Genomic DNA, 24,734 nt, shown 5'->3' on the forward strand with positions numbered 1-24,734 from the left:
AGATCCAGGTCCCGGAAGCGACTAACGGAGGTCGAGGGTGTCGGACGTTCGGAACCTGATCGTCGTGGGATCGGGGCCCGCCGGGTACACCGCGGCGGTCTACGCGGCGCGTGCCCAGCTCGAACCGCTGGTGTTCGAGGGCTCGCAGTACGGCGGCGCGCTGATGACCACGACCGAAGTCGAGAACTACCCCGGTTTCCGCGACGGCATCATGGGCCCCGACCTCATGGAGCAGATGCGGGAGCAGGCCAAGCGCTTCGGCGCCGAGCTGCGCGCGGAGGACGTCGAGGGTCTGGAGCTCGACGGCCCGGTCAAGTACGTGACCGCGAACGGCACGCGGTACGCCGCCCGTTCGGTGGTCCTGGCCATGGGCGCCGCGGCGCGCTACCTGCACGTTCCCGGTGAGCAGGAGCTGCTCGGCCGCGGCGTGTCGGCCTGCGCCACGTGCGACGGCTTCTTCTTCCGCGACCAGGACATCGCCGTGATCGGCGGCGGCGACTCGGCGATGGAGGAGGCGACCTTCCTCACCAAGTTCGCCCGGACCGTCACGATCATCCACCGCCGCGAGGAGTTCCGCGCCTCCAAGATCATGCTGGAGCGCGCGCGGAGCAACGACAAGATCAAGTGGCTGCTGAACGCCGAGGTCGTCGAGGTGCTCGGCCAGGACGCCGGCACGGTGTCCGGCGTGAAGACCCGCGACACCCGCACCGGCGAGGTGACCGAGCACCCGTTCACGGGCTTCTTCGTCGCCATCGGCCACGACCCCCGCAGCGAGCTGGTCAAGGGCCAGGTCGAGCTGGACGGCGAGGGCTACGTCCAGGTCGTCGGCCGCACGACTCACACGAACGTGGACGGCGTGTTCGCCGCGGGCGACCTCGTCGACCACACGTACCGCCAGGCGATCACCGCCGCCGGGTCGGGCTGCGCCGCCGCGATCGACGCGGAGCGCTGGCTCGCCGAACACGGGACCACGGAGGCCGCCGTCACCGCCGAGCACGTGGGCGGTGGCTACAGCGAGCCCGTCTCCACCAGCTGAACCCACCTTTCCCGAGGGAGAAACACGACATGGCAGGCACCCCCGTGGTCACGTCCGCTAAGACGTTCGTCGATGACGTCCTGACCAGTGAGAAGCCGGTTCTGGTCGACTTCTGGGCCGCCTGGTGCGGCCCGTGCAAGATGGTCGCGCCGGTGCTCGATGAAATCGCCGCCGAGAACGCCGACAAGATCACCATCGCGAAGCTCGACATCGACGCCCACCCGTCGATCGCGAGGGACTACCAGGTCATGTCGATCCCGACCCTGATCCTGTTCCAGGGCGGCAAGCCGGTGAAGCAGATCGTCGGCGCCAAGCCGAAGGCCGCGCTGCTCAAGGACCTGTCCGACGTCCTCTGAGTGCAACCGAACCAGTGGCCCGTCCGTCTTCAGAGGAGACGGGCGGGTCACTCGTTTGTGGACGGGTGACCACTCGCAGTAGCCCCGTCCGTGGCATCCGCGCGAGCAAGGCACAATAGGTCGTCAAGTTCGCGTCGACGGATGTCGGCGCCTTAGTGAGCGAGGGGTGCATGCTGCTACTCCGCCGCGGGGATTTCGGTCCGGACGTCGCCGAGGTCAGGGCAACGCTGACGAAGCTCGGTCTGCTGTCCGACCCGCAGCCGTCCCAGGTGTTCGACCTGCCGGTCGAGCACGCGGTGCGCGCGTTCCAGCAGCAGCGGGGTCTCATCACCGACGGCCTCGTCGGCCCCGCCACCTACCGCGCCCTGCGCGACGCGACGTACCGGCTCGGCGACCGCCCGCTCGCGTTCCTCATGGCGCAGCCGGTGACCGGTGACGACGTGTTCGCGTTGCAGGAGCGCCTGCTGGAACTGGGTTACGACGCCGGTCGGGCCAACGGCGAGTTCGGTCAGCAGACCGAGCAGGCGCTGCGGAGCTTCCAGCGCGACTACGGCCTGATCGTCGACGGCATGTGCGGCCCCGACACGGTCCGCGCGCTGCGCCAGCTGCAGCCCAAGGTGCGCGGCGGCCGGCCGGTGTTCCTGCGCGAGCAGGAGCGGGTCCGCCGGGCCGGGCCGAGGCTGTCCGGCAAGCGGATCATCATCGACCCGGGTCACGGCGGCGAGGACCGCGGCGTCGTGGTCGACGGCGTGGCCGAGGCCGACGTCATGCTCGACCTGGCCAGGCTCCTCGAGGGCAAGATGGCCGCCACCGGCATGGAGGCCCTGCTCACGCGCGGGCCGAACCACAACCCGGACGAGGGTGAGCGGGCGCGGTTCGCGAACGAGGCGGGCGCCGACCTGATCCTGTCCCTGCACGCCGACCGCAACGCGTCGCCCTTGGCATCCGGTGTGGCGACGTTCCACTTCGGGACGGGCAACGGCACGTCGTCCACGGTCGGCGAGGCGCTGGCCGGGTTCATCCAGCGCGAGATCGTCGCGCGCACCGGCCTGCTTGACTGCCGCACGCACCCGAAGACCTGGGACATGCTCCGGATGACCCGCTGCACGGCGGTCCGCGTCGAGGTCGGCTACCTGACCAACGCGGGCGACCGGCAGCGGCTGGCGAACCCGTCGTTCCGCGACGTGGTCGCCGAGGGCATCCTGGTCGCGGTGAAGCGCCTGTACCTGCTGGGCAAGGACGACCAGCCGACCGGCACGTTCACCATGGACGACCTGCTGCGGCACGAGGTGGCCACCGGCAAGATCCGCTGACCGGCCTCGGCACGCGTGCAGCGACCTTGCACACTTGCCAGAACTTCTGAAAAAGTTCAGAATTGAGTCCATGACGACCGAGGTGCAGTGGAGCCAGCTCCAGCGCGACCCGAAGAGCGTCGCCGCCCTCGCCGACGAAGGTGACGTCAGAGTCCGCCGCCGTGACGGTGCGGACCTGCTGCTGACCAGGGAAGACCGTGTGCTGTCCGCGTCGGAGGGCTCCGTCGCGGCGGCACGGGCGCTGAGGAACGTGTTGGCGCACTTGCCACACGACGTCGCCGCTAACGCGTTGCTGGACGAGTTCCCGTGGGTGGACGTCCTGCCGGACGACGAGAAGGCCGAGTTCGTGGCGGATTTCGCACGTGCGTTCCAGGCATCCGCCGAGTTGGGCGAGTGGTCGGTGTTGGCCCAGACGGTGCGCGAGTGGCGGAGCACTGCGGCCATCCACGCGGATCCCGTCCTGGCCGCTCAACTCACCGGCCCGGTGGACGGTGACTTCGGGCCCGTTCCGGCCCCGACCGAAAGCTGAGGCATACCCGCGAAACGCGGTGATCGAGTGGCCCCTCCTGGCCGGCCCGGACACTGGGAAGCACGGTTCGCCACCTCCGAGGCGGCCAAAGGTTGGGAAGAGCTCTGCCAGTCCGCTCGGTCGAACACCTGGGATGCCTGGGTCGTGCTCACCGAGCGTCCCACCGCACCGGAGAACCCAGCACGACAGCACAGGCTCAAAGGCAGGTACGGCAGCCGGGAGATCGCTGGACGAACGCTCGTCCAGTGGCAGTACGAGGTCACGGCCGGGGGTCGAATCTGGTACTGCCCGGACGTGGACAAGCGCATCGTCTGGATCATGTCAGCGGGTACCGGCCACCCCAAGGGCACCGAGTAGGGGCCTACCAGTCCGTCAGCACGTCCAGCACCTCGGCCACGGCGTCCTCGTCGTCCGCCCGGTTCTGGGCGCGGAGGTCGAGCATCAGGTCGGTCAGCTCGTCGACCAGGTGCTCGGCCGTGATGCCCTCGGCCTGCCACCCGTCGAGCAGTGTGCGAATCTTCACGAAGTCCCGCGAGCCTTCGATGATCGCGAGTACTTTGCCCTGGATCTCGACACCCACGTCCACGAGTCGATCTTATTGGTCGGCGCCGCCGGTGAGGAGCACGATGGAGTTCTACCGCCTCGAACCCGAGGTCGCCGGCGTGTTGGGCGAGGGGACCGTGATCGACGCCGCCGCCCACCCGCCGCGCATCGAAGCGGTGCACTACGAGATCAGCGACTGGGCGGGCGACGACCTGATCGAGGCGTTCCCCGTCTACCTCGTCACCGACGACCTGGCCGACACGCTGGTCGACAGCGGCCTGGACGCGTTCCGCATCCGCCGCGCCACCGTGACCCTCTCGGACGAGGCGCAGGAGCTGCTGGAGGGCAAGGAGCTGCCCACGTTCCACTGGCTCGAGGTGACCGGGCAGGCGGGCGTGGACGACCTCGGCGTCACCGACCAGGGCCAGCTCGTCGTCAGCGAGCAGGCGCTCGACCTCATCCAGGGCGGCACGCTGGAGAACTGCGAGATCGACCGCTTCTAACCGGAGTGCGCGGGCATCTCCCACGGGAGGCCCGGCAGCACGTGCCCGGTCTCCAGCAGCGACTTCAGGTTCGACAGCACGGCCGCCCAGCCGGACGCCGCCTGCGCGCGTTCCGCGTCGTCGGCCAGACCGGTGTGCGTCACGGTCAGCCGCACGATCTCGCCGTACGGGTCGATGCGGAACGTCACCGTGGACGTCACGGCCGGCTCCGCCGGGTCGGCCCACGTGGTCACCAGGCGGCGCGGCGGGTCGGCCTCGACGACCTGGCCCACCACGTCGTCCACGTCCGTGCCGTCCACGCGCCGGTGCGCCCACGGTGAGCCCACCTGCCAGTCCGAGACGTTGCGGTGGCCCCAGTACTGCGCCGTCACGTCCGCGTCCGTCAGGGCCTGCCACACCCGTTCGGGCGTGCTCTCGATGTAGGTCACGTACACGAATTCCGGCTTCACCGGTTCCTCCGCTCGTCGTTTCACGTCGCTGAGCAGCCGCAACCGCGGCCGTTCGAACTTGTCGATCCACCGCTCCTGCACCTCGTGCAGCGGCACCGGGTTGAGGTAGTGCAACTTCTCCCGGCCGCGGCGCGTGGTGGTGACCAGGTTCGCCGCCTCCAGCACGGCCAGGTGCTGGGTGACGGACTGCCTGGTCATGCCCAACCGGGCGCACAGCTCGCCGAGGGTCTGGCCGTTCTCCTCGTGCAGGCGGTCCAGCAGGTAGCGGCGGGTCTCGTCGGCCAGGGCTTTGAACACCTTGTCCACACCGCACGTTATGCAGGCAATTACCTGCATGTCAACCCGCGCGAAAGAACCCGCAGGTCACAGGGGGTTTCACACAGGCTTGAAACTGGGCTCCGCCGCGGTCGACACCGACACCGAGCTGAGCAGGCGCTCCAACGCCGCCTCCACGTCTTCCTTCCACGAAGACGCGCTGCGCAGCTCCAGCCGCAACCGCGGCCAGCGGGGGTGGGGGCGCACCGTCTTGAAGCCGACCTGCAGCAGGAAGTCGGCCGGCGTGACGCAACCCGGCCCGTCGACCTCCGGCCGGTTGTCGCCGAACGCCTCGATCGCCTTCACGCCACGACGCGTGAGGTCCTTGGCCACCGACTGCACCAGCACCCGCCCGAGACCGCCACCGCGGAACTCCGGCAACACCTCGAGCCCGGTCATCAGCACGGCGTCAGGGCTGGCGGGGGAGGTGGGGAACGCCAACGACCTCGGCACGGCCGCGGGAGGCGCGTAGAACACGGAGCCGGCGGGAATCCCGTCCAGGTAGATGATCCGACCGCAGGAACCCCACTCCAACAGCACGCTGGAGACCCAGGCCTCCTTCTCGAACTCGGTGTCCCCGAATTCCTCGGCCTGCTCCTTCAGGTGGGGCGCGAGCTCCCAGAACACGCAGGTCCGACTGTGCTTGGAGAGGTGCTCCAGGTTGTCCAAGGTGACGCCCACGACACGACGCGACACCCGGACCTCCAAGCCCCCGAACACATCCCCTCACGAGGATAGGCGGATGTGACCCCCGCCCGGAAGGCAGATGCCCCGAACGGGACGGCCGTTACACTCGGGCGGGAACAAACCCGCCGGTAACAGCCACCTACGGAGTTTCCCGTGAACCTACCCGGACAGCCTCCCAAGCAGGGAGCCAGAAGCCTCGATCCCCACCTGCGCCGGTACGCGGCGCGGACGGCGGGCATGACGGCATCGGAGATCCGGGCGCTCTTCGCGGTGGCGAGCAGGCCTGAGGTGGTGTCCCTGGCGGGAGGGATGCCGCACCTGGCAGCACTGCCGCTGGAGTCCCTCAGCGCGGAAGTGGCCGACGTGGTCGCCACGGAAGGGCTCGTCGCGCTCCAGTACGGCAGCGCGCACGGCGTGCCCGAGCTGCGTGAGCAGATCTGCGACGTGATGGCGCTGGAGGGCATCAAGGCCCACCCGGACGACGTCGTGGTGACCGTCGGCTCCCAGATGGGCCTCGACATGGTCACCCGCATCTTCTGCGACCCCGGTGACGTCGTGCTCGCCGAGGGCCCGTCGTACGTGGGTGCCCTGGGCTCCTTCGCCGCCTACCAGGCCCAGGTCGTCCACGTGGGCATGGACGCCGACGGCCTGATGCCGGACGCCCTGCGCGAGGCCGTCGCCTCGGTGGAGCGCTCCGGCCGCCGGATCAAGTTCCTCTACACGATCCCCAACTTCCACAACCCGGCCGGCGTCACCCTCGCCGTCCAGCGCCGCGCTGAAGTCCTGGAGATCTGCCGCACGCACGGCATCCTCGTCGTCGAGGACAACCCGTACGGCCTCCTGGGCTTCGACGGCGTCACCTACCCGGCGCTGCGCGCGACCGACCCGGACAACGTGGTCTACCTGGGCTCGTTCTCCAAGACGTTCGCCGCCGGCCTCCGGGTCGGCTGGGTCCTGGCCCCGCACGCCGTCCGCGAGAAGCTGGTGCTTGCCGCGGAATCCGCGACCCTCTGCCCCCCGACCCTCAACCAGCTGATCGTGTCGCGCTACCTGACGACGCACGACTGGAAGGGCCAGATCAAGACCTACCGCGAGGCCTACCGGGAACGCCGTGACGCGGCGATCTCCGCCCTCGAACAGCACATGCCGCTTGGTTCCACGTGGAACAAGCCGAACGGCGGCTTCTACGTCTGGGTGACCGTCCCCGAAGGCATCGACACCAAGGCCATGCTGCCCCGGGCCATCACCCAGCGCGTGGCGTACGCGTCGGGCACCGGCTTCTACGCCGACGGCCTCGGCAGCCGCCAGCTGCGCATCTCGTACTGCTACCCGACGCCAGAACGCATCCGCGAGGGCGTGCGACGGCTCGCGAACGTCATCAAGGACGAGATCGAGCTGCACGAGACGTTCGGCCCCACCGTGGGCCGCGCCGTCTCGGGCCCGCACAGCCCCTCGCCCGACACCGCTTGATCAGGAGCACACGTTGTCCAACCGCTGGGTCGCAGTCCTGTCCGGAGGCCTTTCGCACGAGCGGGAGGTGTCCTTGCGATCCGGTCGCAGGCTGTCCGCCGCGCTGCGCTCGGTCGGCCTGGTCGTGGAGGAGTGGGACGCCGACGGCAACCTGCTCACCCGCCTGAAGGAACATCGTCCCGACGCCGTCGTGGTGGCCCTCCACGGCGGCGAGGGCGAGAACGGCTCCGTGCAGACCATCCTGGAGCTGATGAACGTCCCGTTCGTCGGCACGGACTCCCGCGCCTGCCGCCGCGCCTGGGACAAGCCGACCGCGAAGGGCGAACTGGCCCGCGCCGGCCTGGTCACTCCCGACTGGGCCGTACTGCCTCATGCCACGTTCCGCGAACTGGGCGCCCAACCCGTCCTGGACGCCATGGTCGAGAAGCTCGGCCTGCCACTGATGCTCAAGCCGGACCAAGGCGGCTCCGCCCTCGGCGCGCAAGTAGTGCGGGACGCCGCCGACCTCCCCACCGCGATGGTCGGCTGCCTGGCCTACGGCAACACCGTCCTGGCCGAACGCTTCGTGGAAGGCGTCGAAGTCGCCGTCGCAGTCGTCGACGGCCCCAACGGCCCCTACGCCCTCCCGCCGGTGGAGATCGTCCCGGAAAACGGCGTCTACGACTACACCGCCCGCTACACCGCCGGCCTCACCGACTTCCACGCCCCAGCCCGCCTCGACGAGAAGGCCGCCCAAGCCGTCGGCGAACTGGCCGTCTCCGCCCACCGCCTCCTGGGCCTCCGCGACGTCTCCCGCACCGACGCCATCGTCGCCCCGGACGGCACGGTCAACTTCCTCGAAGTCAACGTCTCACCCGGCCTGACCGAAACCTCGCTCCTCCCGATGGCGGTTGAAGCAGCCGGCCAATCGCTCGGCGACATCTACGCCGACCTCATCGAGCGCGCCGTAACCCGTTAGACCCTCTCACCAAACCCTGACGGCCCGTGTCCAATCGGACACGGGCCGTCATCGTCACCGTGACAAAAGCCCCGTGGGTGATCCCTTGCACCCAAAACGAATCCCATTTGTCCGTTTCCAACCAAGATCCAACTCCAACCCAAACAACCCCGCAACCGCCCGTGGTCACCGCCCCAATCGCCCACATCGGACCCGCCGCGCCCCCGCAGAGGCCCGATTTGACATGGGTTCGGGTGCCTTAGGCTGGTCGAAGCCGGGCAGGCTTGGCGGACGCTCTTCCCGCCAGGCCTGCCCGGCTTNNNGAAGCCGGGCAGGCTTGGCGGACGCTCTTCCCGCCAGGCCTGCCCGGCTTTGGCCTGCCTGGGGTGCCCGTAAGGGCCCCATGTCAAATCGAGCCGAACAGCACCACCGCACCTAACCCAACCAACCCACACTCAAACCGAGCCCGAGCCCGACCCCGACCGCTGCCCCTGCCCAGCCTCGGGCGACATGAGCTGAATGATCCGCTCCAGATCGTCGACGGACCCGAACTCCACCACGATCCGCCCCTTCCGCTGCCCCAACTCCACCTTCACCCGAGTGTCGAAGTTGTCCGACAACCGCTCCGCCAACTCCTGCAACCCCGGCGCCTGCATCGGCTTCCGCCGAACCGCCTTCGCCTTGGCCGGCTCCGCCCCCTTGGCGAGCGTCACCGCTTCCTCGGTCGCCCGAACCGACATCCCCTCGGCCACGATCCGAGCCGCCAGCTCCTCCTGCACCCCGGGGTCCTCGACCCCGAGCAACGCCCGAGCGTGCCCCGCCGACAGCACCCCGGCCGCCACCCGCCGCTGCACGGGCAGCGGCAGCTTCAGCAGCCGGATCGTGTTGGTCACCACCGGCCGGCTCCGGCCGATCCGGTCGGCCAGCTCCTCGTGCGTCACGCCGAACTCCTCCAGCAGCTGCTGGTAGGCCGACGCCTCTTCCAACGGGTTCAGCTGCACGCGGTGGATGTTCTCCAGCAGCGCGTCACGCAGCATCACGTCGTCGGCCGTGTGCCGGACGATCGCCGGGATCGTCTTCAACCCCGCCAGCTGGGTCGCCCGCCACCGCCGCTCGCCCATGACGAGCTCGTAGTGGTCCGGCCCGATCGCCCGCACCACGATCGGCTGCATCAGCCCGAACTCGCGGATCGAGTGCTCCAGCTCCCGCAGCGCCTCTTCGTCGAACACCTGCCGCGGCTGCTTCGGGTTCGTTCGAATCGCCGTGACCGGCAGCTCCTGGTACACCGCGCCGGCCACCTCCCCCGTGGGGCCGGGGGAGGGCGCAGGGGTGGACGCCCCGTTCGACGACCCGTTGGAGCCCGCCCGAGCCGACGACGGCGCCGACGGTGTGCCGGGCGGTGGGCCGCTCGGGATCAGGGCCGCGAGCCCGCGACCGAGGCCACCCTTGCGCTGTTCCGTCATGCCGACCCCATCTCCGCGCCGAACTCGGCGATCTCCCGTGCCGCGTCGAGGTAGCTCATCGCGCCCCGTGAGCCGGGATCGTAGGTGAGCACCGTCTGACCGAATCCTGGTGCCTCGGAGACCTTCACGCTGCGCGGGATCACCGTTTTGAGGACCGTGTCGCCGAAGTGGCCGCGCACCTCGCTGGTCACCTGGTCGGCCAGCTTCGTGCGGCCGTCGTACATCGTCAGCAGGATCGTGGACACGTTCAGCGTCGGGTTCAGGTGCGCCTGCACCAGCTCGATGTTGCGCAGCAGCTGTCCCAACCCCTCCAACGCGTAGTACTCGCACTGGATCGGGATCAGCACCTCCTGCGCGGCGACCATCGCGTTGACGGTCAGCAGGCCGAGCGACGGCGGGCAGTCGATGAACACGTAGTCCGGCTTGATCGAGTCCAGCGCCTCGGGGCTCAGCGCCTCCTTCAGCCGCGACTCGCGGGCGACCATCGAGACCAGCTCGATCTCCGCGCCCGCCAGGTCGATGGTGGCCGGCACGCAGTACAGGTTGGGGGACTGGTTGCTGACCTGAGCCGCCTCGGCCACGGACAGCTCACCGATCAGCACCTCGTACACCGACGGCGTGCCGGAGCGGTGCTCGACGGCCAGCGCCGTGCTCGCGTTGCCCTGCGGGTCGAGGTCGATGACGAGCACCTTGAGCCCGTGGATGGCGAGTGCGGCGGCCAGGTTCACCGTGCTCGTGGTCTTGCCGACGCCACCCTTCTGGTTGGCGACCACCATGACCCGGCGACGGTCCGGACGGGGGAGTTGGAGGGAGTCGGGGTGCAGGACGCGGGTGGCGCGTGCCGCTTCTTCCGCGATGGGGGTCCACACGGTGCTGTCTCCTGCCGGTTCCACGTTGTTGGCCAAGTTCGACTCGGATGCGGGACGGAGCACTTCACCCGCGCCCACCACACCTTCGGGTTCGGTTTCACGTGAAACACCGGCCGCTTGGAACACCGGTTGCAGGGGGTCGGGGTACACGTTCACCGATCCTTCCTTCTGCGACGCGCGCCTTCACGGCGGCTCGCCTGCTCATCGCGCTCCACGAGCACGACCGTCGTCGGCAGTTCGAGTACTTCGCCACCGCAGGTGATGACGCGCGGCCGGATCCCTCCGGCCCGGCGCACCGCCTCGGCGTCGCGTTCCAGTTCTTCCGCGGCGCTCTCACCCTTGAGAGCCACCAGACGTCCACCCGGCCGGAGCAGCGGCAGGCACCACCGCGTCAGCCGTTCCAACGGAGCCACGGCACGAGCCGTCACGACGTCGCTGTCGGACAACTGCTCGCGCACCGGTCCTTCCTCGGCCCGCCCTCGGACCACGGTGACCTTCAACCCGAGCGCCTCGACGCACTCGGTCAGCCACGCCACCCGCCGTGCCATCGGCTCCAGGAGCGTGAGGTCGAGATCCGGCCGCGCGATCGCCAGGGGGATGCCCGGCAGGCCCGCGCCCGAGCCTACGTCCACGACCCGTGAACCTTGGGGAAGCAGCTCCGCCACGACGGCCGAGTTGAGGATGTGGCGCTCCCAGAGCCGGTCGGCCTCCCGCGGGCCGATGAGCCCGCGTTCGACGCCGTGCTCGGTGAGCAGTGCCGTGAAGGCGACCGCCTTGTCGTAGTGGTCACCGAAGACCTTCTTCGCGCGGTCTTCCACCTCTGCGGCCATGTCTCCGTCCGGGACGTTTCACGTGAAACCACACCAGACGCCGGCGGCGGCCGGGTGTGGGCGATGGGGTTGGGCGTCTCGCCAAGGAGGCGATGAGCCCCACGAGATGTGCCGGTCCCCACTATGACGGATCACCCCGGCGACACGCCAAATCGGAGTCGCGTTTCACGTGAAACTTTCAATCCGACCGTCCTTCGGCAGCACCCGGAGGAGTTCCAACGCGTAGTCGACCGACTCGACGTGATCCAGCGCCGGCACGTCCTCCAGCGGGAACCACGCCGCCTGGTCCGTGCTCCCGCCGATCTCGAACGTCAACTCGCCGCCGACGACGTGCGCCTCGTACATGATCCGGATGCGGTGGTAGTCGACCTCGACCCCGTTCCGCACCATCGGGCCGTAGACGTTCTGGATGCCGAGCAGCCGGTCCACCTCCGCCCGGTAGCCGGTCTCCTCGAACACCTCCCGCACCACCGCGTCGTACGGGTCCTCACCGTGGTCGAGCCCGCCGCCGGGCAGGATCCACCTCGGCCGGTCCGGCCCGAGCCAACGTGAGAGCAGCATCCGGCCGTCTTCGATGATCACGGCGTAGGCGGCGACGCGGAGGTTCCGGATGATCTCAGTCATCCCGCGACCGTTTCACGTGAAACACGACGAGGGGAAGGGGATTGGGATGTACACGATCAGACCGGGCGTGCTGAGCACGATGGGGCACCCCCACAGCCTGGAGCACATCGTCGACCTGGCGGCGGCCGGCGTGGAGGTGATCGTGTGCGCCCTCACCGAGACGGAACTGGCCGAGCTCGACCTCACCGACGAGCCCGACGCCGCGAGCGACGCCGGCATCGCCTTCCACTGGCTGCCGATCCCGGACTTCGGCGTCCCGGCCGCCGCCCCGGACCTCGACCCGGTGCTCGGCCACATGCGCGCGGGCCGGCACGTGGTGGTCCACTGCTGGGGCGGCATCGGCCGCTCGTCCCTGCTCGCCGGCGCGCTCCTCGTCCTGGACGGCGCGTCACCCGAAGCGGCGTGGCAGGCGATCTCCGAGGCACGTGAGCGGAACGTCCCCGAGACCGACGAGCAGCGCGCGTGGCTGACCACGTTCGCCCAAGCCCGGTTCTGGGACGCCCGAGCCGCGACGTTCGACGAGGACGCCGACCACGGGCTGCACGACCCGGCCGTCCGCCGGGCGTGGGCCGACGTGCTCCTCCCGCGACTCCCGCCCGCCCCCGCCGCGGTGGTCGACCTCGGCTGCGGCACGGGCAGCCTCACCGCGCTGCTCGCCGAAGCCGGCTACCACGCAAGCGGGCTCGACCTCTCCGAGCGGATGCTCGCGGTGGCCCGCACCAAGGCGCCCGGCATCGACTTCCGCCAAGGCGACGCGTCGAACCCGCCGTACCCACCCGGCAGCTTCGACGTGGTCCTCGCCCGGCACGTCCTCTGGGCGCTGCCCGACCCGGCCGCCGCGCTCGACCGGTGGCGCGCGCTCCTCAAGCCGAACGGCCGCCTGATCCTGATCGAGGGCCGCTGGTCCACCGGCGCCGGCCTCACCGCGGCCGAGTGCGTGGCGCTGCTGGGGGAGGGCGACGTCCACCCGCTCACCGACCCGACCCTCTGGGGCCGCGAGATCACCGACGAGCGCTACCTGGTCCAGTCGTAGCCGCCCAACCCCACCCGCACCCGCCGACCCGCACCCGCCACCCACAGCCCCGACCGACCGCACCCACCACCCGACCCCACCGACCACAACGGCCCCGATCCCACCAGGGGACCGGGGCCGTTGTGGCACTTCGCTCAAGCCCGGCTCAGGGCTTCGGCAGCACCACCACGCGGCGCTGCGGCTCCTCGCCCTCGCTCTCGCTGTGCACGCCCGCCACGGCGGCGACGGCGTCGTGCACGACCTTCCGCTCGAACGGGGTCATCGGGTGCAGCCGCACCTTCTCACCCGTCGCCACCACCTTCTCGGCCGTCGTCCGCCCGAGGTCGGCGAGTTCGGCACGCCGTCCGGCGCGCCACCCGGCGATGTCCAGCATGAGGCGGCTCCGCACGCCCGTCTCCTGCTGCACGGCGAGCCGGGTCAGCTCCTGCAACGACTCCAGGACCGTGCCGCGGGGACCGACCAGCTTCTCCAGGTCGTCACCGCCGTCGATGCTCACGATCGCCCGACCCGCCTCGACGTCGAGGTCGATGTCGCCGTCGTAGTCGAGCAGGTCCAACAACCGCTCGAGGTAGTCCCCGGCGATGTCGCCCTCCTGGACGAGCAGGTCCTCCGAACTCCCCGAGCGCGCCGGCGGAACCTTGTCGGCCTCCGGTGCGTCCACGTCGGCCGCCTGCAACGTCTCCGACACGATGTCTCCTCTCCAGGGTCAACGACGCTTCTTGTTGCCCTGCTTCTTGCTTGGGGATCGGTCTGGGCTCAGACCGGGAATCTCGGTGGACGGCTTCGCGGTCGGCGTGGACCCGCTGGCGTCCGGTGTGGTCTTGCCGTCGTCGGCGGCGTCGGCAGGCTGGTCGCCCGCGGACTGGGCGCCTGCGGACTGGGTGCCCGCCGGCTTGCGCTGCGGCTGCGGCTTCTGACCGGGCTTCGGCTTGGTCGCGGGCTTCACGCCCGGCTTCGGCGCGAGCGCCGACCGCTGCGCGGTGGCCTCGACCTTCTTCGCCTCTTCCTCGCGGTCGATGCGGTGGTACACGATGTACTGCTGGCCCAGCGTCCAGGCGTTGTTGCTCAGCCAGTAGAGCAGGATCGCGATGGGGAAGAACAGGCCACCGACGAGCACGCCCAGCGGGAAGATGTAGAGCGTCAGCTTGTTCATGATCGCGGTCTGCGGGTTGTCCGCCGCGGCCTGCGTCTGCCGGGCCACCGAGTGGCGCGCGGTGAAGTGCGTCGCGATCGAGGCGATGATCATCAACGGGATGGCGACGTACAGCACCGCGTTGCGGCTGGTGCCGAAGTCCGTCAACGACGGCTGGCTCGGGTCGTCCCACGGCATCGTGATGAACGTCGACAGGTTCGCGCCGAACAGCTTCGCGTTGACGAACGACTCCACGCCCTGGGCGTCGAAGAAGTAGACCTCGCCCCAGCCGGGCTTGAACGAGCGCAGCACGTGGAACAGGCCGATGAACACCGGGATCTGCACCAGCATCGGCAGGCAGCCGCCCAGCGGGTTGACGCCGTGCTCCGACTGGAGCTTCTGCATCTCCTGCGCCTGGCGCTGCTTGTCGTTCGCGTACTTCTTCTTGATCTTCTGCAGCTCCGGGGCGAACTCCTGCATCTTGCGCATGGAGCGGACCTGGCCGACGAACGGCTTGAACAGGATCGCGCGCAGCGTGAAGACGAGGAACACCACGGCCAGGGCCCACGCGAACCCGCTCGACTCGCCGAAGACGTGGCCGAACACCCAGTGCCAACACCACAGGATGAAGGACACCGGGTAGTAGATGAAGTTGAGCACTAGCTACTCCTCGGCAGGAAGGTCGGGGACCGCGTTTCGCCTCGGCGGAACCGGGTCCAGGCCACCAGGGTGCCAGGGTCCGCAGCGACCCAGCCGGCGCAGGGTCAGCCAGGAACCGCGCAGCGCACCGTGGACGGTCAACGCCTCCACCGCGTACGCACTGCAACTCGGGTGGAAACGGCAGGTCGGGGGCAGCGCCGGTGAGATGAACTTCCGGTAGAAGCGCACCGGTAGCAGCAGCGCCCGAACGACGGGGCTCACCTGGACGGTCGTCATCGCAGCACCTTGTGCAGCGCCGCGTCGAGGTCACGGCCGAGCTCGGCGCTGTCCGCATCGGCTGACGGTGCCAACGCGCGCACGACCAGCGAAGTTCCGGGCGGCAGCACGTCGAGCCGCTCCCGCACCACGTGGCGGAGCCTGCGGCTCACCCGGTGCCTGACCACGGAGTTGCCCACGGCCTTGCTCACGACGAAGCCCACCTTGGACGGGTCCAAGGTGGGCTGCGCCGACTTCAGGACGTGCACCACCAGCCGGGACCGGCCGGCCCGGCGGCCTCGGCGGACCACCAGGCCGAAGTCCTGGCTGCGGGTCAGCCGGTTGGCCGCGGGTAGCACGGCGCTGCGGCGATCAGGCGGACAGCTGCGTGCGGCCCTTGCCCCGGCGCGCGGCCAGGATGGCGCGACCGGCGCGGGTGCGCATGCGCAGCCGGAACCCGTGCGTCTTCGCACGGCGACGGTTGTTGGGCTGGAAGGTGCGCTTACCCTTGCTCACGGTCGGACTCCCGGTGCTTAACTGCCAAGCAGGTCTGTGGTTGTCCCCAGCGATCAAGCCTTAGGCGCGCGAAAAGCACCCCACGCAAGCGGGAGACGCTTACGAGGGTACGCAGCCCCGGGGGCGCGGTTCAAATCGGGGTCGCACCCGGGGCGCGGGCGGCGGCGTTCCAGGCCCGGAAAAGGGTTGCGCGGCCGTACGCCTTGTGGCAGGGCCCGCACCTTGTTAGCGTGCTGCCTTCGCGGGTGATGCGGGTTGACGCGGGCCGGGCTGCACGAGGGACGACAAGCCCCCGCCACGCCGGCCGCAGGTGCTCGGGAGCAACGGGGGGATCCGCTGCGTTCCGAGCCGCGTTCGTGCACAGTTGTGGATAACTCTGTGGATGCCTCTATTCTCCGTGTCCACGTCGTGGAAGTTCCCCGGGGACTGACCGCGGAGCCGTCACCGAGGGGAGGGGAGCGCGGAGGTGTCCGACCACCAGGCCGATCTGGGTCTCGTGTGGGAGCAGGTCGTGCAGGAGCTCGCAGCCAGCACGTTGTCTCCCCAACAGCGCGCCTGGATGCGCGTGACCCGACCCATCGGGCTGCTCGACGGGACCGCGCTGCTCGCCGCGCCGAGTGACTTCGCCAAGGAAGCCATCGAGCGCGCGCTGCGCGAGCCCATCACCGCCGCCCTGTCCCGCCGTCTCGGCCGGGCCGTCTCGCTGGCGGTGAAGGTCGACTCGCCCGATCCGCCGACGGCGCAGATCCCGGTGCCCGTCCCCGTGCCCGGACCGGTCCCCGGACCGCCGCCCGGCGCCGTGCCCATCAACGGCGTGCCCGCCTTCGAGGCGGAGACCGAGGGCGACACCGAGGGCGAAGGCGAAGAGGTCGACGAGGAGGGCGAGGCGCTCGCCGCCGTCACCGAGATCTGGCCCACGTTCAGCGGTGGTCACGCCGCGCCGAGCGGCACGCCGTACACCCGGCCGGCCAATCCCGCGTCCTCGCAGACGAGGCTGAACGAGAAGTACAACTTCGACACGTTCGTCATCGGCGCGTCCAACCGCTTCGCGCACGCCGCCGCGGTGGCCGTCGCCGAGGCGCCCGCCCGCGCGTACAACCCCCTGTTCATCTGGGGCGAGTCCGGGCTGGGCAAGACGCACCTGCTGCACGCGGTCGGGCACTACGCGCAGCGGCTGTTCCCCGGCATGCGCGTGCGGTACGTGTCGACCGAGGAGTTCACCAACGACTTCATCAACTCCCTGCGCGACGACCGGAAGGTCGCCTTCCAACGCCGGTACCGGGACATCGACGTGCTGCTGGTCGACGACATCCAGTTCCTGGAGGGCAAGGAAGGCACGCAGGAGGAGTTCTTCCACACCTTCAACACCCTGCACAACGCGAACAAGCAGATCGTGGTGTCCTCCGACCGGCCGCCCAAGCGGCTGGAGACGTTGGAGGACCGGCTGCGGACGCGGTTCGAGTGGGGCCTGATCACCGACATCCAGCCGCCCGAGCTGGAGACGCGCATCGCCATCCTGCGGAAGAAGGCCGCGCAGGACCGCCTGGCCGCGCCCGCCGAGGTGCTGGAGTTCATCGCGGCCCGGATCGAGCGGAACATCCGCGAGCTGGAAGGCGCCCTGATCCGGGTGACGGCGTTCGCGTCGCTGAACCGGCAGCCGGTCGACGTCCAGCTGGCCGAGATCGTGCTGCGCGACCTCATCCCCGACTCCCACGCGCCGGAGATCACCGCGCCGACGATCATGGCGGTGACGGCGGAGTTCTTCTCCGTGTCGATCGACGACCTGTGCGGTCCGGGCAAGACCAAGGTGCTGGCGCAGGCGAGGCAGATCTCCATGTACCTGTGCCGCGAGCTGACGGACCTGTCGCTGCCGAAGATCGGCCAGACGTTCGGCGGCCGTGACCACACGACGGTCATGCACGCGGACAAGAAGATCCGCAAGGAGATGGCCGAGCGCCGCCGGGTGTACGAGCAAGTGCAGGAGCTGACCTCGCGCATCAAGCAGCGCGCCCGCCACACCCCCTGAGTGCGCAAACGCTTGCGCCTTCCAGTCCGCCACCGCGCTTGGACACGTTCGGGTTGACCCCGTCCGTCCAGGCGCGGTGTCGCGTTTGAGCCGAACCGAGTGGCGCCTCTCCGCTGACCGCTCTCCAGTTCCCATGACCCGACCCGGCACGGCGGGCATCCCCACGGCACCCCCAGCGCGCCACCACGGGCATCCCCAACGGCACCCCTCCCGGCATCCCTGGCACGCCCCACGGCTCCGCCCGACGGACCGGCCGACGGCATCGGGCCGTCCTCGAAGCGCGCGCCCGGCCGGGTCGCGTTCCGCTCCTCCTCGCACCCGGGTGCCGCCGTCGCACCCGGGTGCGGCCCGCTCCGCACCTGGGTGCGATCCGGATCCGCCGCCGCACCCGGGTGCCGTGCCCGCGGCAGCCCGCCCCGACCCGCTCACGAAGCCGGAAACCCCGGGCGTGGAGGCCGGGACCAACGGGGGTCGTTTCGTGTCACCCGTGTGAGGTACCCCCGCCCCACCGGCACCGGGTCGAGGGCGTTTCCGGTGCGGCCCAACGGCCCCGTCGCACGTGCCGGCGCTGGTGAACGGCGGGCCACGAGTTGTCCACAGCCTCAGAAAAGTGCCCCGTCGGGGGAGATTCGGCCCACCATCACCCTGTGCAGCACCCGGGTACAACTCGGCCCACACCCGGGGATTAACCCGGGGACAACTCGGCCTTCCTGTGGACCGAACGGACGAGCCCGGTAGTTCTCCCCGGGTGCGCCGACTTGTCCCCGGGTGACACCCCGTGTTCATCCACACCTCCAAGCGGGCGACACGCTGCGGAAACCGGGGTTGTCCACACAATCCACAGCCCCTACTGCTGTTGCTGTTGTCTTCCCTTGAAGATGAAGAACAAAGAAAAAACAGGTGGCGGCCGGGCCCGGGGACGAGCGCTCGGCAGCGCCTCGCCCCGGGGCAGCCCCGAGGTGACGAAGTCGACCCCGACGCTCTACGGTGGGGATCCTCCGCGCCGAGGGTCGGAAGATCCGGCGAGGGCCGCGGCTCCCCAACCCCCACCGCAACGCATGCTGTTGTTGGTCATGCCGACTTGAGGAAGGACGCCTCATGAAGATCCGCGTCGAGCGCGACGGCCTGGCCGACGCCGTCGCCTGGGTCGCCCGCAGCCTGCCGTCAAGGCCGCCTGTCGCGGTGCTCGGCGGAATCCTGCTCGACGCCGGGGCGGAGGACGGCTCCGGCGAGGCGCTGACCGTCTCCGGCTTCGACTACGAGGTGTCCGCCCAGTGCGGCGTCCCCGCCACGATCGCCGACGGCGGCAAGGCGCTCGTCAGCGGCCGGCTGCTCGCCGACATCACCAAAGCGCTGCCGAACCACCCGGTCGAGATCGCGGTCGACGGCTCCCGGATGACGATCTCCTGCGGCAGCGCCCGCTTCAGCCTGCCGACCATGCCGGTCGAGGACTACCCGCAGCTGCCGTCCATGCCGCAGCTCGCCGGCGAGCTGCCGGGCGAGGTGTTCGGCGAGGCCGTGGCCCAGGTCGCCGTCGCGGCGGGCAAGGACGACACGCTCCCGATGCTGACCGGCGTCCGGCTGGAGATCGGCGAGGGCAAGGTGACCCTGGTCGCCACCGACCGCTTCCGGCTCGCCATGCGCGAGTTCCCGTGGGAGCCGAACGAGTCCCTCGGCGAGGTCGCCGTGCTCGTGCCGGCCAAGACGCTCAACGACTCGGCGAAGACGCTCGGCGCGGGCGGCGCGAAGATCGAGCTGTCCCTCGCCGCGAACGACGGCCTGCTCGGCCTGTCCGGCACGGGCCGCCGCACGACCACCCGCCTGCTCGACGCCGACTTCCCCAAGTACCGCCAACTGCTGCCCACCGAGCACTCGGCCGCCGCGATCATCGAGGTCGACGCGCTGGTGCAGGCGATCAAGCGCGTGTCGCTGGTCGCCGAGCGCGGCACGCAGGTCCGGTTGGAGTTCGTGGACAACGGCCTGCGCCTGTCCGCGGGCGGCGACGACGAGGGCAGCGCCGAGGAAGAGCTGCCGGTCGACTACACCGGCGACGCGGTCACCATCGCGTTCAACCCGACGTACCTCCTCGAAGGCCTCCAGGCCGTCCGCACGCCGCGCGCGCACTTGTCCTTCACCACACCCAGTCGGCCCGCATTGCTCAAGCCGGTGGACGAGGATGGGAACGTGGCGCCGGGCTACCTGTACCTGCTGATGCCCGTGCGCCTGCCCGGCTGATCCACGACGCCATCCACAGACGCTAGGGAAGAGGGAACGACCGTGCAGCTCGGACTCGTCGGCCTCGGCAAGATGGGCTTCAACATGCGCGAGCGGATCCGCCGCGCGGGGCACGAGGTGGTCGGCTACGACCGCAACCCCGAAGTCTCCGACGCCGACTCGCTCGCCGACATGGTCGGCAAGCTCGCCGCACCGCGCCTAGTGTGGGTGATGGTGCCCGCCGGTGACATCACCCGGCAGACGATCGCCGAGCTCGGCGACCTGCTGGAGCCGGGCGACCTGGTGATCGACGGCGGCAACTCGCGCTTCACCGACGACGAGATCAACGCCAAGGCGTTGGGCGACAAGGGCGTCGGCTACGTCGACGCCGGCGTCTCCGGTGGCGTGTGGGGCCTGGAGAACGGCTACGGGCTGATGGTCGGCGGCGGCGCCGAGCACGTCGAGCGCGCCATGCCGATCTTCGACGCGCTGCGCCCGGAGGGTCCGCGCGAGGAGGGCTTCGCGCACGCGGGCTCCATCGGCGCGGGCCACTTCGCGAAGATGGTCCACAACGGCATCGAGTACGGCCTGATGCAGGCCTACGCCGAGGGCTTCGAGCTGCTCGAGGCCTCGAAGCTGGTGGAGGACGTGCCGGCCACGATCAAGGCGTGGCAGCGCGGCACGGTGGTCCGCTCCTGGCTGCTGGACCTGCTGGTCCGCGCGCTGGAGTCCGACCCGGAGCTGGACGACCTGCGCGGTCACGTCGAGGACTCCGGCGAGGGCCGGTGGACCGTCGAGGAGGCGATCAAGCACGCGGTGCCCGCGCCGGTGATCTCCGCCGCGCTGTTCGCCCGGTTCGCGTCCCGCCAGGACGACTCGCCCGCGATGCGCGCGGTCGCGGCGCTGCGCAACCAGTTCGGCGGCCACGCCGTGCAGACCGCGGGTCCCTCGTCCGGTTCCGGCACGACCCAGAGCTGACGAGTTGTACGTCCGGCACCTGCAAGTCACCGACTTCAGGTCGTGGGAGCACGCGGACCTGGCGTTCGAGCCGGGCGTGAGCGTGCTGGTCGGGCGCAACGGCCAGGGCAAGACGAACCTGGTCGAGGCGCTGGGGTACGTGGCCACCCTCGGTTCGCACCGGGTGGCCACGGACGCGCCGCTGATCCGGCACGGCGCGTCACGCGCGGTGGTCCGCACGGCGGTGGTCAACGAGGGGCGCGAGCTGCTGGTCGAGCTGGAGATCACGCCGGGCAAGGCGAACCGGGCGCGGATCAACCGCGGCCCGGTCCCGCGCCCGCGCGACGTGCTCGGCATCCTGCGGACGGTGCTGTTCGCGCCGGAGGACCTGGCGCTGGTGCGCGGCGACCCCGGTGAACGGCGGCGGTACCTCGACGAGTTGCTGACGACGCGCGCCCCGCGTTACGCCGGGGTGCGCAGCGACTACGAGCGCGTGCTCAAGCAGCGGGGCGCGTTGCTCAAGAGCGTGCGGGCGGCGCGCAACGCCGACATCAGCACGCTCGAGGTGTGGGACGGGCACCTGGCCCGGCACGGCGCGGAGCTGCTGGCCGCGCGGCTGGACCTGGTCGCCGACATCGCGCCGCACGTGGCCGCGGCGTACGCGGAGGTGGCGCCGGAGTCGCGGCCCGCGCGGATCGCGTACCGGTCGAGCATCGGCGAGTCGTTCCCCGAGCTGATCGCCGGCGGTGCGCCGCACGACCGGGAGGTGCTGGAGGACGCGCTGCTCGTCGAGCTGCACCGGGTGCGCGCGCAGGAGGTCGAACGGGGCGTGTGCCTGGTCGGGCCGCACCGCGACGACCTCGACCTGGCGCTCGGCGAGCTGCCCGCGAAGGGCTACGCCAGTCACGGAGAGTCATGGTCCTTCGCGTTGGCCTTGCGCCTCGGTGGTTACGAGTTGCTGCGTGTCGAGGGGGCCGAACCGGTCCTCGTGCTGGACGATGTGTTCGCCGAACTGGACCGCGGCAGGCGTCGCCAGTTGGCGAAGGTGGCCGCCGGCGCGGAGCAGGTGTTGATCACGGCGGCGGTCGCGGAGGACGTGCCCGAGGAGCTGGACGGGCTGCGGTTCGACGTTCGCCACGGGGAGGTGCACCGTGTCTGAGGAACTGCCCCGAACGGGTGTGACCCGACACACAGCTGGGGACAACCCTGTGGATGGTGTGGATAACTCACCGCGCGAACCGGACATATCCACAGCCGGCACCACACCAGAGGGTGGTTTGCGGGGTTCGGACCTCGCCCGAGCCGCTCTGGAAGCCGCCCGCGCCTCCGCCAAGGAACGCGGTGCGCGGGGTGTGCGCAAGGGCGGGGCAGCCGCCGCGGGCCGTCGTCGGCGCCGCCGCTGGTCCGGCCCCGGACCCGACGACCGCGACCCGCAGCCGCTCGGCAGGCTCGCGTCGAGGATGGCCGCCGACCGCGGTTGGGCCGAGCGGCTCGCGGGTGGCCAGGTGTTCGCCCGGTGGCCGAAACTGGTCGGCGAGGACGTGGCCGAGCACGCGCAGCCGGTAGCGTTGAGTGACGGCGAGCTGACCGTCCAGGCCGACTCGACGGCGTGGGCCACGCAGCTGCGGCTGCTCCAGCGCGACCTGCTCAAGCGGATCGCGGCGGGCGTCGGCAACGGCGTGGTGCAGAAGTTGAAGGTGCAGGGACCAGCGGCCCCCAGTTGGCGCTACGGCCCCAGGCACGTTCCGGGTCGCGGACCACGTGACACCTACGGGTGACGTGCGTCAGGGCCTCAGCGGCGATCCTGTGGCGCGGTGAGCGCTCACCAGTCGATTTTGACCCCGCGACCAGCGGTCGGCACCCGTCTGCGTTCACTTCGGGCCGCCTGTGAGCAAACCAGGGGTGTCCTAAGTGGGTTTCTGTCGGTCTGCCCCGGTAGAATCGTGGGGTAGCGCAACCCAGCGTCGCCCGGCGACGGTCCCAGTCGCGTGAAGTCCGAGGAGACACCAGGCCCGTGGCAGCCAAGAAGAATGAGTACAACGCGTCCTCGATCACCGTCCTGGAGGGCCTGGAAGCGGTCCGCAAGCGGCCAGGCATGTACATCGGTTCCACCGGCGAGCGCGGTCTGCACCACCTGATCCAGGAGGTCGTGGACAACTCGGTCGACGAGGCCATGGCCGGCTACGCGACGGTGGTGGACGTGACGCTGCTGGCCAACGGCGGTGTCCGGGTCATCGACGACGGCCGCGGCATCCCGGTCGGCATGCACCCGGTCGAGAAGCGGCCCACGCTGGAAGTGGTGCTGACCAAGCTGCACGCGGGCGGCAAGTTCGACAGCGACTCCTACGCGGTGTCCGGCGGCCTGCACGGCGTCGGCATCTCGGTGGTGAACGCGCTGTCGACCGCCGTCGACGTCGAGGTCAAGACCGAGGGTTTCACGTGGAACCAGCGGTTCGAGAACACCAAGCCGGCGCACGAGCTGACCAAGGGCGAGCCGACCGACGAGACCGGCACGACCATCACGTTCTGGGCCGACCCGACGATCTTCGAGACCACCGACTACAACATCGAGACGATCTCCCGCCGCCTGCAGGAGATGGCGTTCCTCAACAAGGGCCTCACGATCATTCTGCGCGACGAGCGCGTCCAGGAGGGCGACGAGGAGGTCGACGCCGACGGTCACGTGGCGGCCGTGCGCGAGCGCACGTTCCACTACCCCGGCGGCCTGGAGGACTTCGTCCGCCACATCAACCACACCCGCGAGGCCGTGCACCAGAAGGTCGTCTCGTTCGAGGCCAAGGGCGAGGACCTCGAGGTCGAGGTGGCGATGCAGTGGAACACCGGCTACACGCCGTCGGTGTACACGTTCGCCAACACGATCAACACCCACGAGGGCGGCACGCACGAGGAAGGCTTCCGCGCCGCGCTGACCCGCGTGGTCAACGAGTACGCGCGCGACAAGAAGTTGCTCAAGGAGAAGGACTCCAACCTCACCGGCGACGACATCCGCGAGGGCTTGGCCGCGATCGTCTCGGTCAAGCTCAAGGAACCGCAGTTCGAGGGCCAGACGAAGACCAAGCTGGGCAACAGCGAGGCCAAGTCGTTCGTGCAGAAGTCGACCAACGAGCACCTGGCCGACTGGTTCGAGCGCCACCCGAACGAGACGAGGACCATCGTCACCAAGGCGGTGTCGTCGGCCCAGGCGCGCATCGCCGCCCGCAAGGCCCGCGAACTCGTCCGCCGTAAGGGCGCCCTGGACATCGGCGGCCTGCCCGGCAAGCTCAAGGACTGCCGCTCCACCAACCCGGAGGAGTGCGAGATCTACGTCGTGGAGGGCGACTCCGCGGGCGGCTCGGCCAAGGAGGGCCGGGACTCCATGTTCCAGGCGATCCTCCCGATCCGCGGCAAGATCATCAACGTGGAGAAGGCGCGCATCGACCGCGTGCTGAAGAACAACGAGGTCCAGTCGCTGATCACGGCGTTCGGCACGGGCATCCACGAGGACTTCGACCTCTCGAAGCTGCGCTACCACAAGATCGTGCTGATGGCCGACGCCGACGTGGACGGCCAGCACATCCGCACGCTGCTGCTGACCCTGCTGTTCCGCTTCATGCGCCCGCTGATCGAGCACGGCCACGTGTACCTGGCGAACCCGCCGCTGTACAAGATCAAGTGGCAGCGCGCCGAGCCGGAGTACGCCTACTCCGACCGCGAGCGGGACGGCATCATCCAGACGGGCCTTGCCGCGGGCAAGAGGATCGGCAAGGAAGACAACATCCAGCGCTACAAGGGTCTCGGCGAGATGAACTCCGCCGAGCTGTGGGAGACGACGATGGACCCGGCCAACCGGGTGCTGACCCAGGTGACCATGGACGACGCCGCGACGGCCGACGAGCTGTTCAGCGTGTTGATGGGTGAGGACGTGGAAGCACGGCGCGCGTTCATCACCCGCAACGCCAAGGGCGTGCGGTTCCTCGACGTCTGATCCTCTCCCGGCACCTGTTTAAGGAAGTAGAA

General features: G+C 69.9%; 26 protein-coding genes. 14 read left to right on the plus strand and 12 right to left on the minus strand.

The annotated features are described in order from the left end of the window. Positions 1–37: 37 nt before the first annotated feature. The 4 genes from trxB (at position 38) to ADK67_RS01730 (ending at position 3,234) form a co-directional block, all read left to right on the plus strand. Complete coding sequence (gene trxB, locus ADK67_RS01715; protein ID WP_053714535.1) at positions 38–1,036, plus strand: thioredoxin-disulfide reductase; 999 nt, start codon at positions 38–40, stop codon at positions 1,034–1,036. 29 nt (positions 1,037–1,065) lie between these two features. After that, on the plus strand, positions 1,066–1,392 hold the full coding sequence (gene trxA / locus ADK67_RS01720) for a thioredoxin (protein ID WP_053714536.1): 327 nt from the start codon (positions 1,066–1,068) through the stop codon (positions 1,390–1,392). Positions 1,393–1,562: 170 nt separating this feature from the next. Then, positions 1,563–2,705: an N-acetylmuramoyl-L-alanine amidase gene (locus ADK67_RS01725; RefSeq protein ID WP_053714537.1), complete on the plus strand. Its 1,143-nt coding sequence runs from the start codon at positions 1,563–1,565 to the stop codon at positions 2,703–2,705. A gap of 70 nt (positions 2,706–2,775) precedes the next feature. After that, positions 2,776–3,234, plus strand: coding sequence for a DUF6247 family protein (locus ADK67_RS01730; RefSeq protein ID WP_053714538.1), 459 nt, complete (start codon positions 2,776–2,778; stop codon positions 3,232–3,234). Between the two features lie 361 nt (positions 3,235–3,595). On the opposite strand, the gene ADK67_RS01735 is transcribed toward ADK67_RS01730, so the two are convergent. Next, positions 3,596–3,820 (minus strand): hypothetical protein, encoded by a 225-nt coding sequence (locus ADK67_RS01735; protein ID WP_053714539.1) that lies wholly within the window; start codon positions 3,818–3,820, stop codon positions 3,596–3,598. A 40-nt stretch (positions 3,821–3,860) separates the two neighbouring features. On the opposite strand from ADK67_RS01735, the gene ADK67_RS01740 reads away from it, so the two are divergent. Then, on the plus strand, positions 3,861–4,280 hold the full coding sequence (locus ADK67_RS01740; protein WP_053714540.1) for a hypothetical protein: 420 nt from the start codon (positions 3,861–3,863) through the stop codon (positions 4,278–4,280). Here the strand turns inward: ADK67_RS01740 and ADK67_RS01745 are convergent. Both ADK67_RS01745 and ADK67_RS01750 read right to left on the minus strand, forming a co-directional pair. Next, complete coding sequence (locus ADK67_RS01745; protein WP_197289225.1) at positions 4,277–5,035, minus strand: ArsR/SmtB family transcription factor; 759 nt, start codon at positions 5,033–5,035, stop codon at positions 4,277–4,279. The two genes, ADK67_RS01740 and ADK67_RS01745, sit on opposite strands and share 4 nt — an antisense overlap. 69 nt (positions 5,036–5,104) lie before the next feature. After that, on the minus strand, positions 5,105–5,740 hold the full coding sequence (locus tag ADK67_RS01750; RefSeq protein WP_157619844.1) for a GNAT family N-acetyltransferase: 636 nt from the start codon (positions 5,738–5,740) through the stop codon (positions 5,105–5,107). Positions 5,741–5,884: 144 nt separating this feature from the next. Between ADK67_RS01750 and ADK67_RS01755 the strand changes: the two genes are divergently transcribed. Beyond that, positions 5,885–7,201 (plus strand): aminotransferase-like domain-containing protein, encoded by a 1,317-nt coding sequence (locus tag ADK67_RS01755; protein WP_053714543.1) that lies wholly within the window; start codon positions 5,885–5,887, stop codon positions 7,199–7,201. A gap of 13 nt (positions 7,202–7,214) precedes the next feature. Further along, positions 7,215–8,159: a D-alanine--D-alanine ligase family protein gene (locus ADK67_RS01760; RefSeq protein WP_053714544.1), complete on the plus strand. Its 945-nt coding sequence runs from the start codon at positions 7,215–7,217 to the stop codon at positions 8,157–8,159. Positions 8,160–8,593: 434 nt separating this feature from the next. On the opposite strand, the gene ADK67_RS01765 is transcribed toward ADK67_RS01760, so the two are convergent. The 4 genes from ADK67_RS01765 to ADK67_RS01780 form a co-directional block, all read right to left on the minus strand. Next, complete coding sequence (locus tag ADK67_RS01765; RefSeq protein ID WP_053714545.1) at positions 8,594–9,601, minus strand: ParB/RepB/Spo0J family partition protein; 1,008 nt, start codon at positions 9,599–9,601, stop codon at positions 8,594–8,596. Continuing rightward, a complete protein-coding gene (locus tag ADK67_RS01770) occupies positions 9,598–10,494 on the minus strand; it encodes a ParA family protein (RefSeq protein ID WP_170185177.1) in 897 nt (298 codons plus the stop codon). Before ADK67_RS01770 ends, ADK67_RS01765 begins: the two co-directional genes overlap by 4 nt. 128 nt (positions 10,495–10,622) lie before the next feature. Beyond that, positions 10,623–11,300: a 16S rRNA (guanine(527)-N(7))-methyltransferase RsmG gene (gene rsmG / locus ADK67_RS01775; protein WP_053714546.1), complete on the minus strand. Its 678-nt coding sequence runs from the start codon at positions 11,298–11,300 to the stop codon at positions 10,623–10,625. Positions 11,301–11,465: 165 nt separating this feature from the next. Continuing rightward, a complete protein-coding gene (locus ADK67_RS01780) occupies positions 11,466–11,924 on the minus strand; it encodes an NUDIX hydrolase (protein ID WP_053714547.1) in 459 nt (152 codons plus the stop codon). Between the two features lie 46 nt (positions 11,925–11,970). Here ADK67_RS01780 and ADK67_RS48495 point away from each other — a divergent pair, with 46 nt between their 5' ends. Then, the gene (locus tag ADK67_RS48495) at positions 11,971–12,957 is read left to right on the plus strand and encodes a methyltransferase domain-containing protein (RefSeq protein WP_231647965.1); all 987 of its coding nucleotides are present in this window, start codon (positions 11,971–11,973) and stop codon (positions 12,955–12,957) included. 145 nt (positions 12,958–13,102) lie between these two features. On the opposite strand, the gene ADK67_RS01790 is transcribed toward ADK67_RS48495, so the two are convergent. Genes ADK67_RS01790 through rpmH form a run of 5 tightly spaced genes read right to left on the minus strand, consistent with a single transcriptional unit; the run spans position 13,103 to position 15,520 of the window. After that, a complete protein-coding gene (locus ADK67_RS01790) occupies positions 13,103–13,645 on the minus strand; it encodes a Jag family protein (RefSeq protein WP_053714548.1) in 543 nt (180 codons plus the stop codon). A gap of 18 nt (positions 13,646–13,663) precedes the next feature. Then, positions 13,664–14,749, minus strand: a complete 1,086-nt coding sequence (gene yidC / locus ADK67_RS01795) for a membrane protein insertase YidC (protein WP_053714549.1) — start codon at positions 14,747–14,749, stop codon at positions 13,664–13,666. 3 nt (positions 14,750–14,752) lie between these two features. Continuing rightward, the gene (yidD, locus tag ADK67_RS01800) at positions 14,753–15,025 is read right to left on the minus strand and encodes a membrane protein insertion efficiency factor YidD (protein WP_053714550.1); all 273 of its coding nucleotides are present in this window, start codon (positions 15,023–15,025) and stop codon (positions 14,753–14,755) included. Beyond that, the gene (gene rnpA, locus ADK67_RS01805) at positions 15,022–15,363 is read right to left on the minus strand and encodes a ribonuclease P protein component (RefSeq protein WP_053714551.1); all 342 of its coding nucleotides are present in this window, start codon (positions 15,361–15,363) and stop codon (positions 15,022–15,024) included. The genes yidD and rnpA overlap by 4 nt, the downstream gene beginning before the upstream one ends. Before the next feature lie 13 nt (positions 15,364–15,376). Further along, a complete protein-coding gene (gene rpmH / locus ADK67_RS01810; protein ID WP_053714552.1) occupies positions 15,377–15,520 on the minus strand; it encodes a 50S ribosomal protein L34 in 144 nt (47 codons plus the stop codon). A 466-nt stretch (positions 15,521–15,986) separates the two neighbouring features. Between rpmH and dnaA the strand changes: the two genes are divergently transcribed. The 6 genes from dnaA (at position 15,987) to gyrB (ending at position 24,702) form a co-directional block, all read left to right on the plus strand. After that, positions 15,987–17,546, plus strand: coding sequence for a chromosomal replication initiator protein DnaA (gene dnaA / locus ADK67_RS01815; protein WP_053714553.1), 1,560 nt, complete (start codon positions 15,987–15,989; stop codon positions 17,544–17,546). Positions 17,547–18,644: 1,098 nt separating this feature from the next. Continuing rightward, on the plus strand, positions 18,645–19,781 hold the full coding sequence (gene dnaN / locus ADK67_RS01820; RefSeq protein ID WP_053714554.1) for a DNA polymerase III subunit beta: 1,137 nt from the start codon (positions 18,645–18,647) through the stop codon (positions 19,779–19,781). A 42-nt stretch (positions 19,782–19,823) separates the two neighbouring features. Further along, a complete protein-coding gene (gene gnd / locus ADK67_RS01825) occupies positions 19,824–20,738 on the plus strand; it encodes a phosphogluconate dehydrogenase (NAD(+)-dependent, decarboxylating) (protein ID WP_082403133.1) in 915 nt (304 codons plus the stop codon). A 4-nt stretch (positions 20,739–20,742) separates the two neighbouring features. Then, entirely contained in the window at positions 20,743–21,876 is a 1,134-nt protein-coding gene (gene recF, locus ADK67_RS01830) for a DNA replication/repair protein RecF (RefSeq protein WP_053714555.1), read from the plus strand. Positions 21,877–21,994: 118 nt separating this feature from the next. Continuing rightward, complete coding sequence (locus tag ADK67_RS01835; protein WP_053714556.1) at positions 21,995–22,495, plus strand: DciA family protein; 501 nt, start codon at positions 21,995–21,997, stop codon at positions 22,493–22,495. 236 nt (positions 22,496–22,731) lie between these two features. Next, positions 22,732–24,702 (plus strand): DNA topoisomerase (ATP-hydrolyzing) subunit B, encoded by a 1,971-nt coding sequence (gene gyrB / locus ADK67_RS01840; protein WP_053714557.1) that lies wholly within the window; start codon positions 22,732–22,734, stop codon positions 24,700–24,702. The last annotated feature ends 32 nt before the right edge of the window (positions 24,703–24,734 follow it).

This window comes from Saccharothrix sp. NRRL B-16348, from assembly GCF_001280085.1.
Taxonomy (GTDB): Bacteria; Actinomycetota; Actinomycetes; order Mycobacteriales; family Pseudonocardiaceae; genus Actinosynnema.

What these genes read in the sequence shown, in the direction of transcription:
- trxA (WP_053714536.1), top strand. Translation starts at nt 1,066, where the DNA reads ATGGCAGGCACCCCCGTGGTCACGTCCGCTAAGACGTTCGTCGATGAC.
- ADK67_RS01725 (WP_053714537.1), top strand. Translation starts at nt 1,563, where the DNA reads ATGCTGCTACTCCGCCGCGGGGATTTCGGTCCGGACGTCGCCGAGGTC.
- ADK67_RS01730 (WP_053714538.1), top strand. Translation starts at nt 2,776, where the DNA reads ATGACGACCGAGGTGCAGTGGAGCCAGCTCCAGCGCGACCCGAAGAGC.
- ADK67_RS01740 (WP_053714540.1), top strand. Translation starts at nt 3,861, where the DNA reads ATGGAGTTCTACCGCCTCGAACCCGAGGTCGCCGGCGTGTTGGGCGAG.
- ADK67_RS01765 (WP_053714545.1), bottom strand. Translation starts at nt 9,601, where the DNA reads ATGACGGAACAGCGCAAGGGTGGCCTCGGTCGCGGGCTCGCGGCCCTG.
- rsmG (WP_053714546.1), bottom strand. Translation starts at nt 11,300, where the DNA reads ATGGCCGCAGAGGTGGAAGACCGCGCGAAGAAGGTCTTCGGTGACCAC.
- ADK67_RS01780 (WP_053714547.1), bottom strand. Translation starts at nt 11,924, where the DNA reads ATGACTGAGATCATCCGGAACCTCCGCGTCGCCGCCTACGCCGTGATC.
- ADK67_RS48495 (WP_231647965.1), top strand. Translation starts at nt 11,971, where the DNA reads ATGTACACGATCAGACCGGGCGTGCTGAGCACGATGGGGCACCCCCAC.
- yidD (WP_053714550.1), bottom strand. Translation starts at nt 15,025, where the DNA reads ATGACGACCGTCCAGGTGAGCCCCGTCGTTCGGGCGCTGCTGCTACCG.
- dnaN (WP_053714554.1), top strand. Translation starts at nt 18,645, where the DNA reads ATGAAGATCCGCGTCGAGCGCGACGGCCTGGCCGACGCCGTCGCCTGG.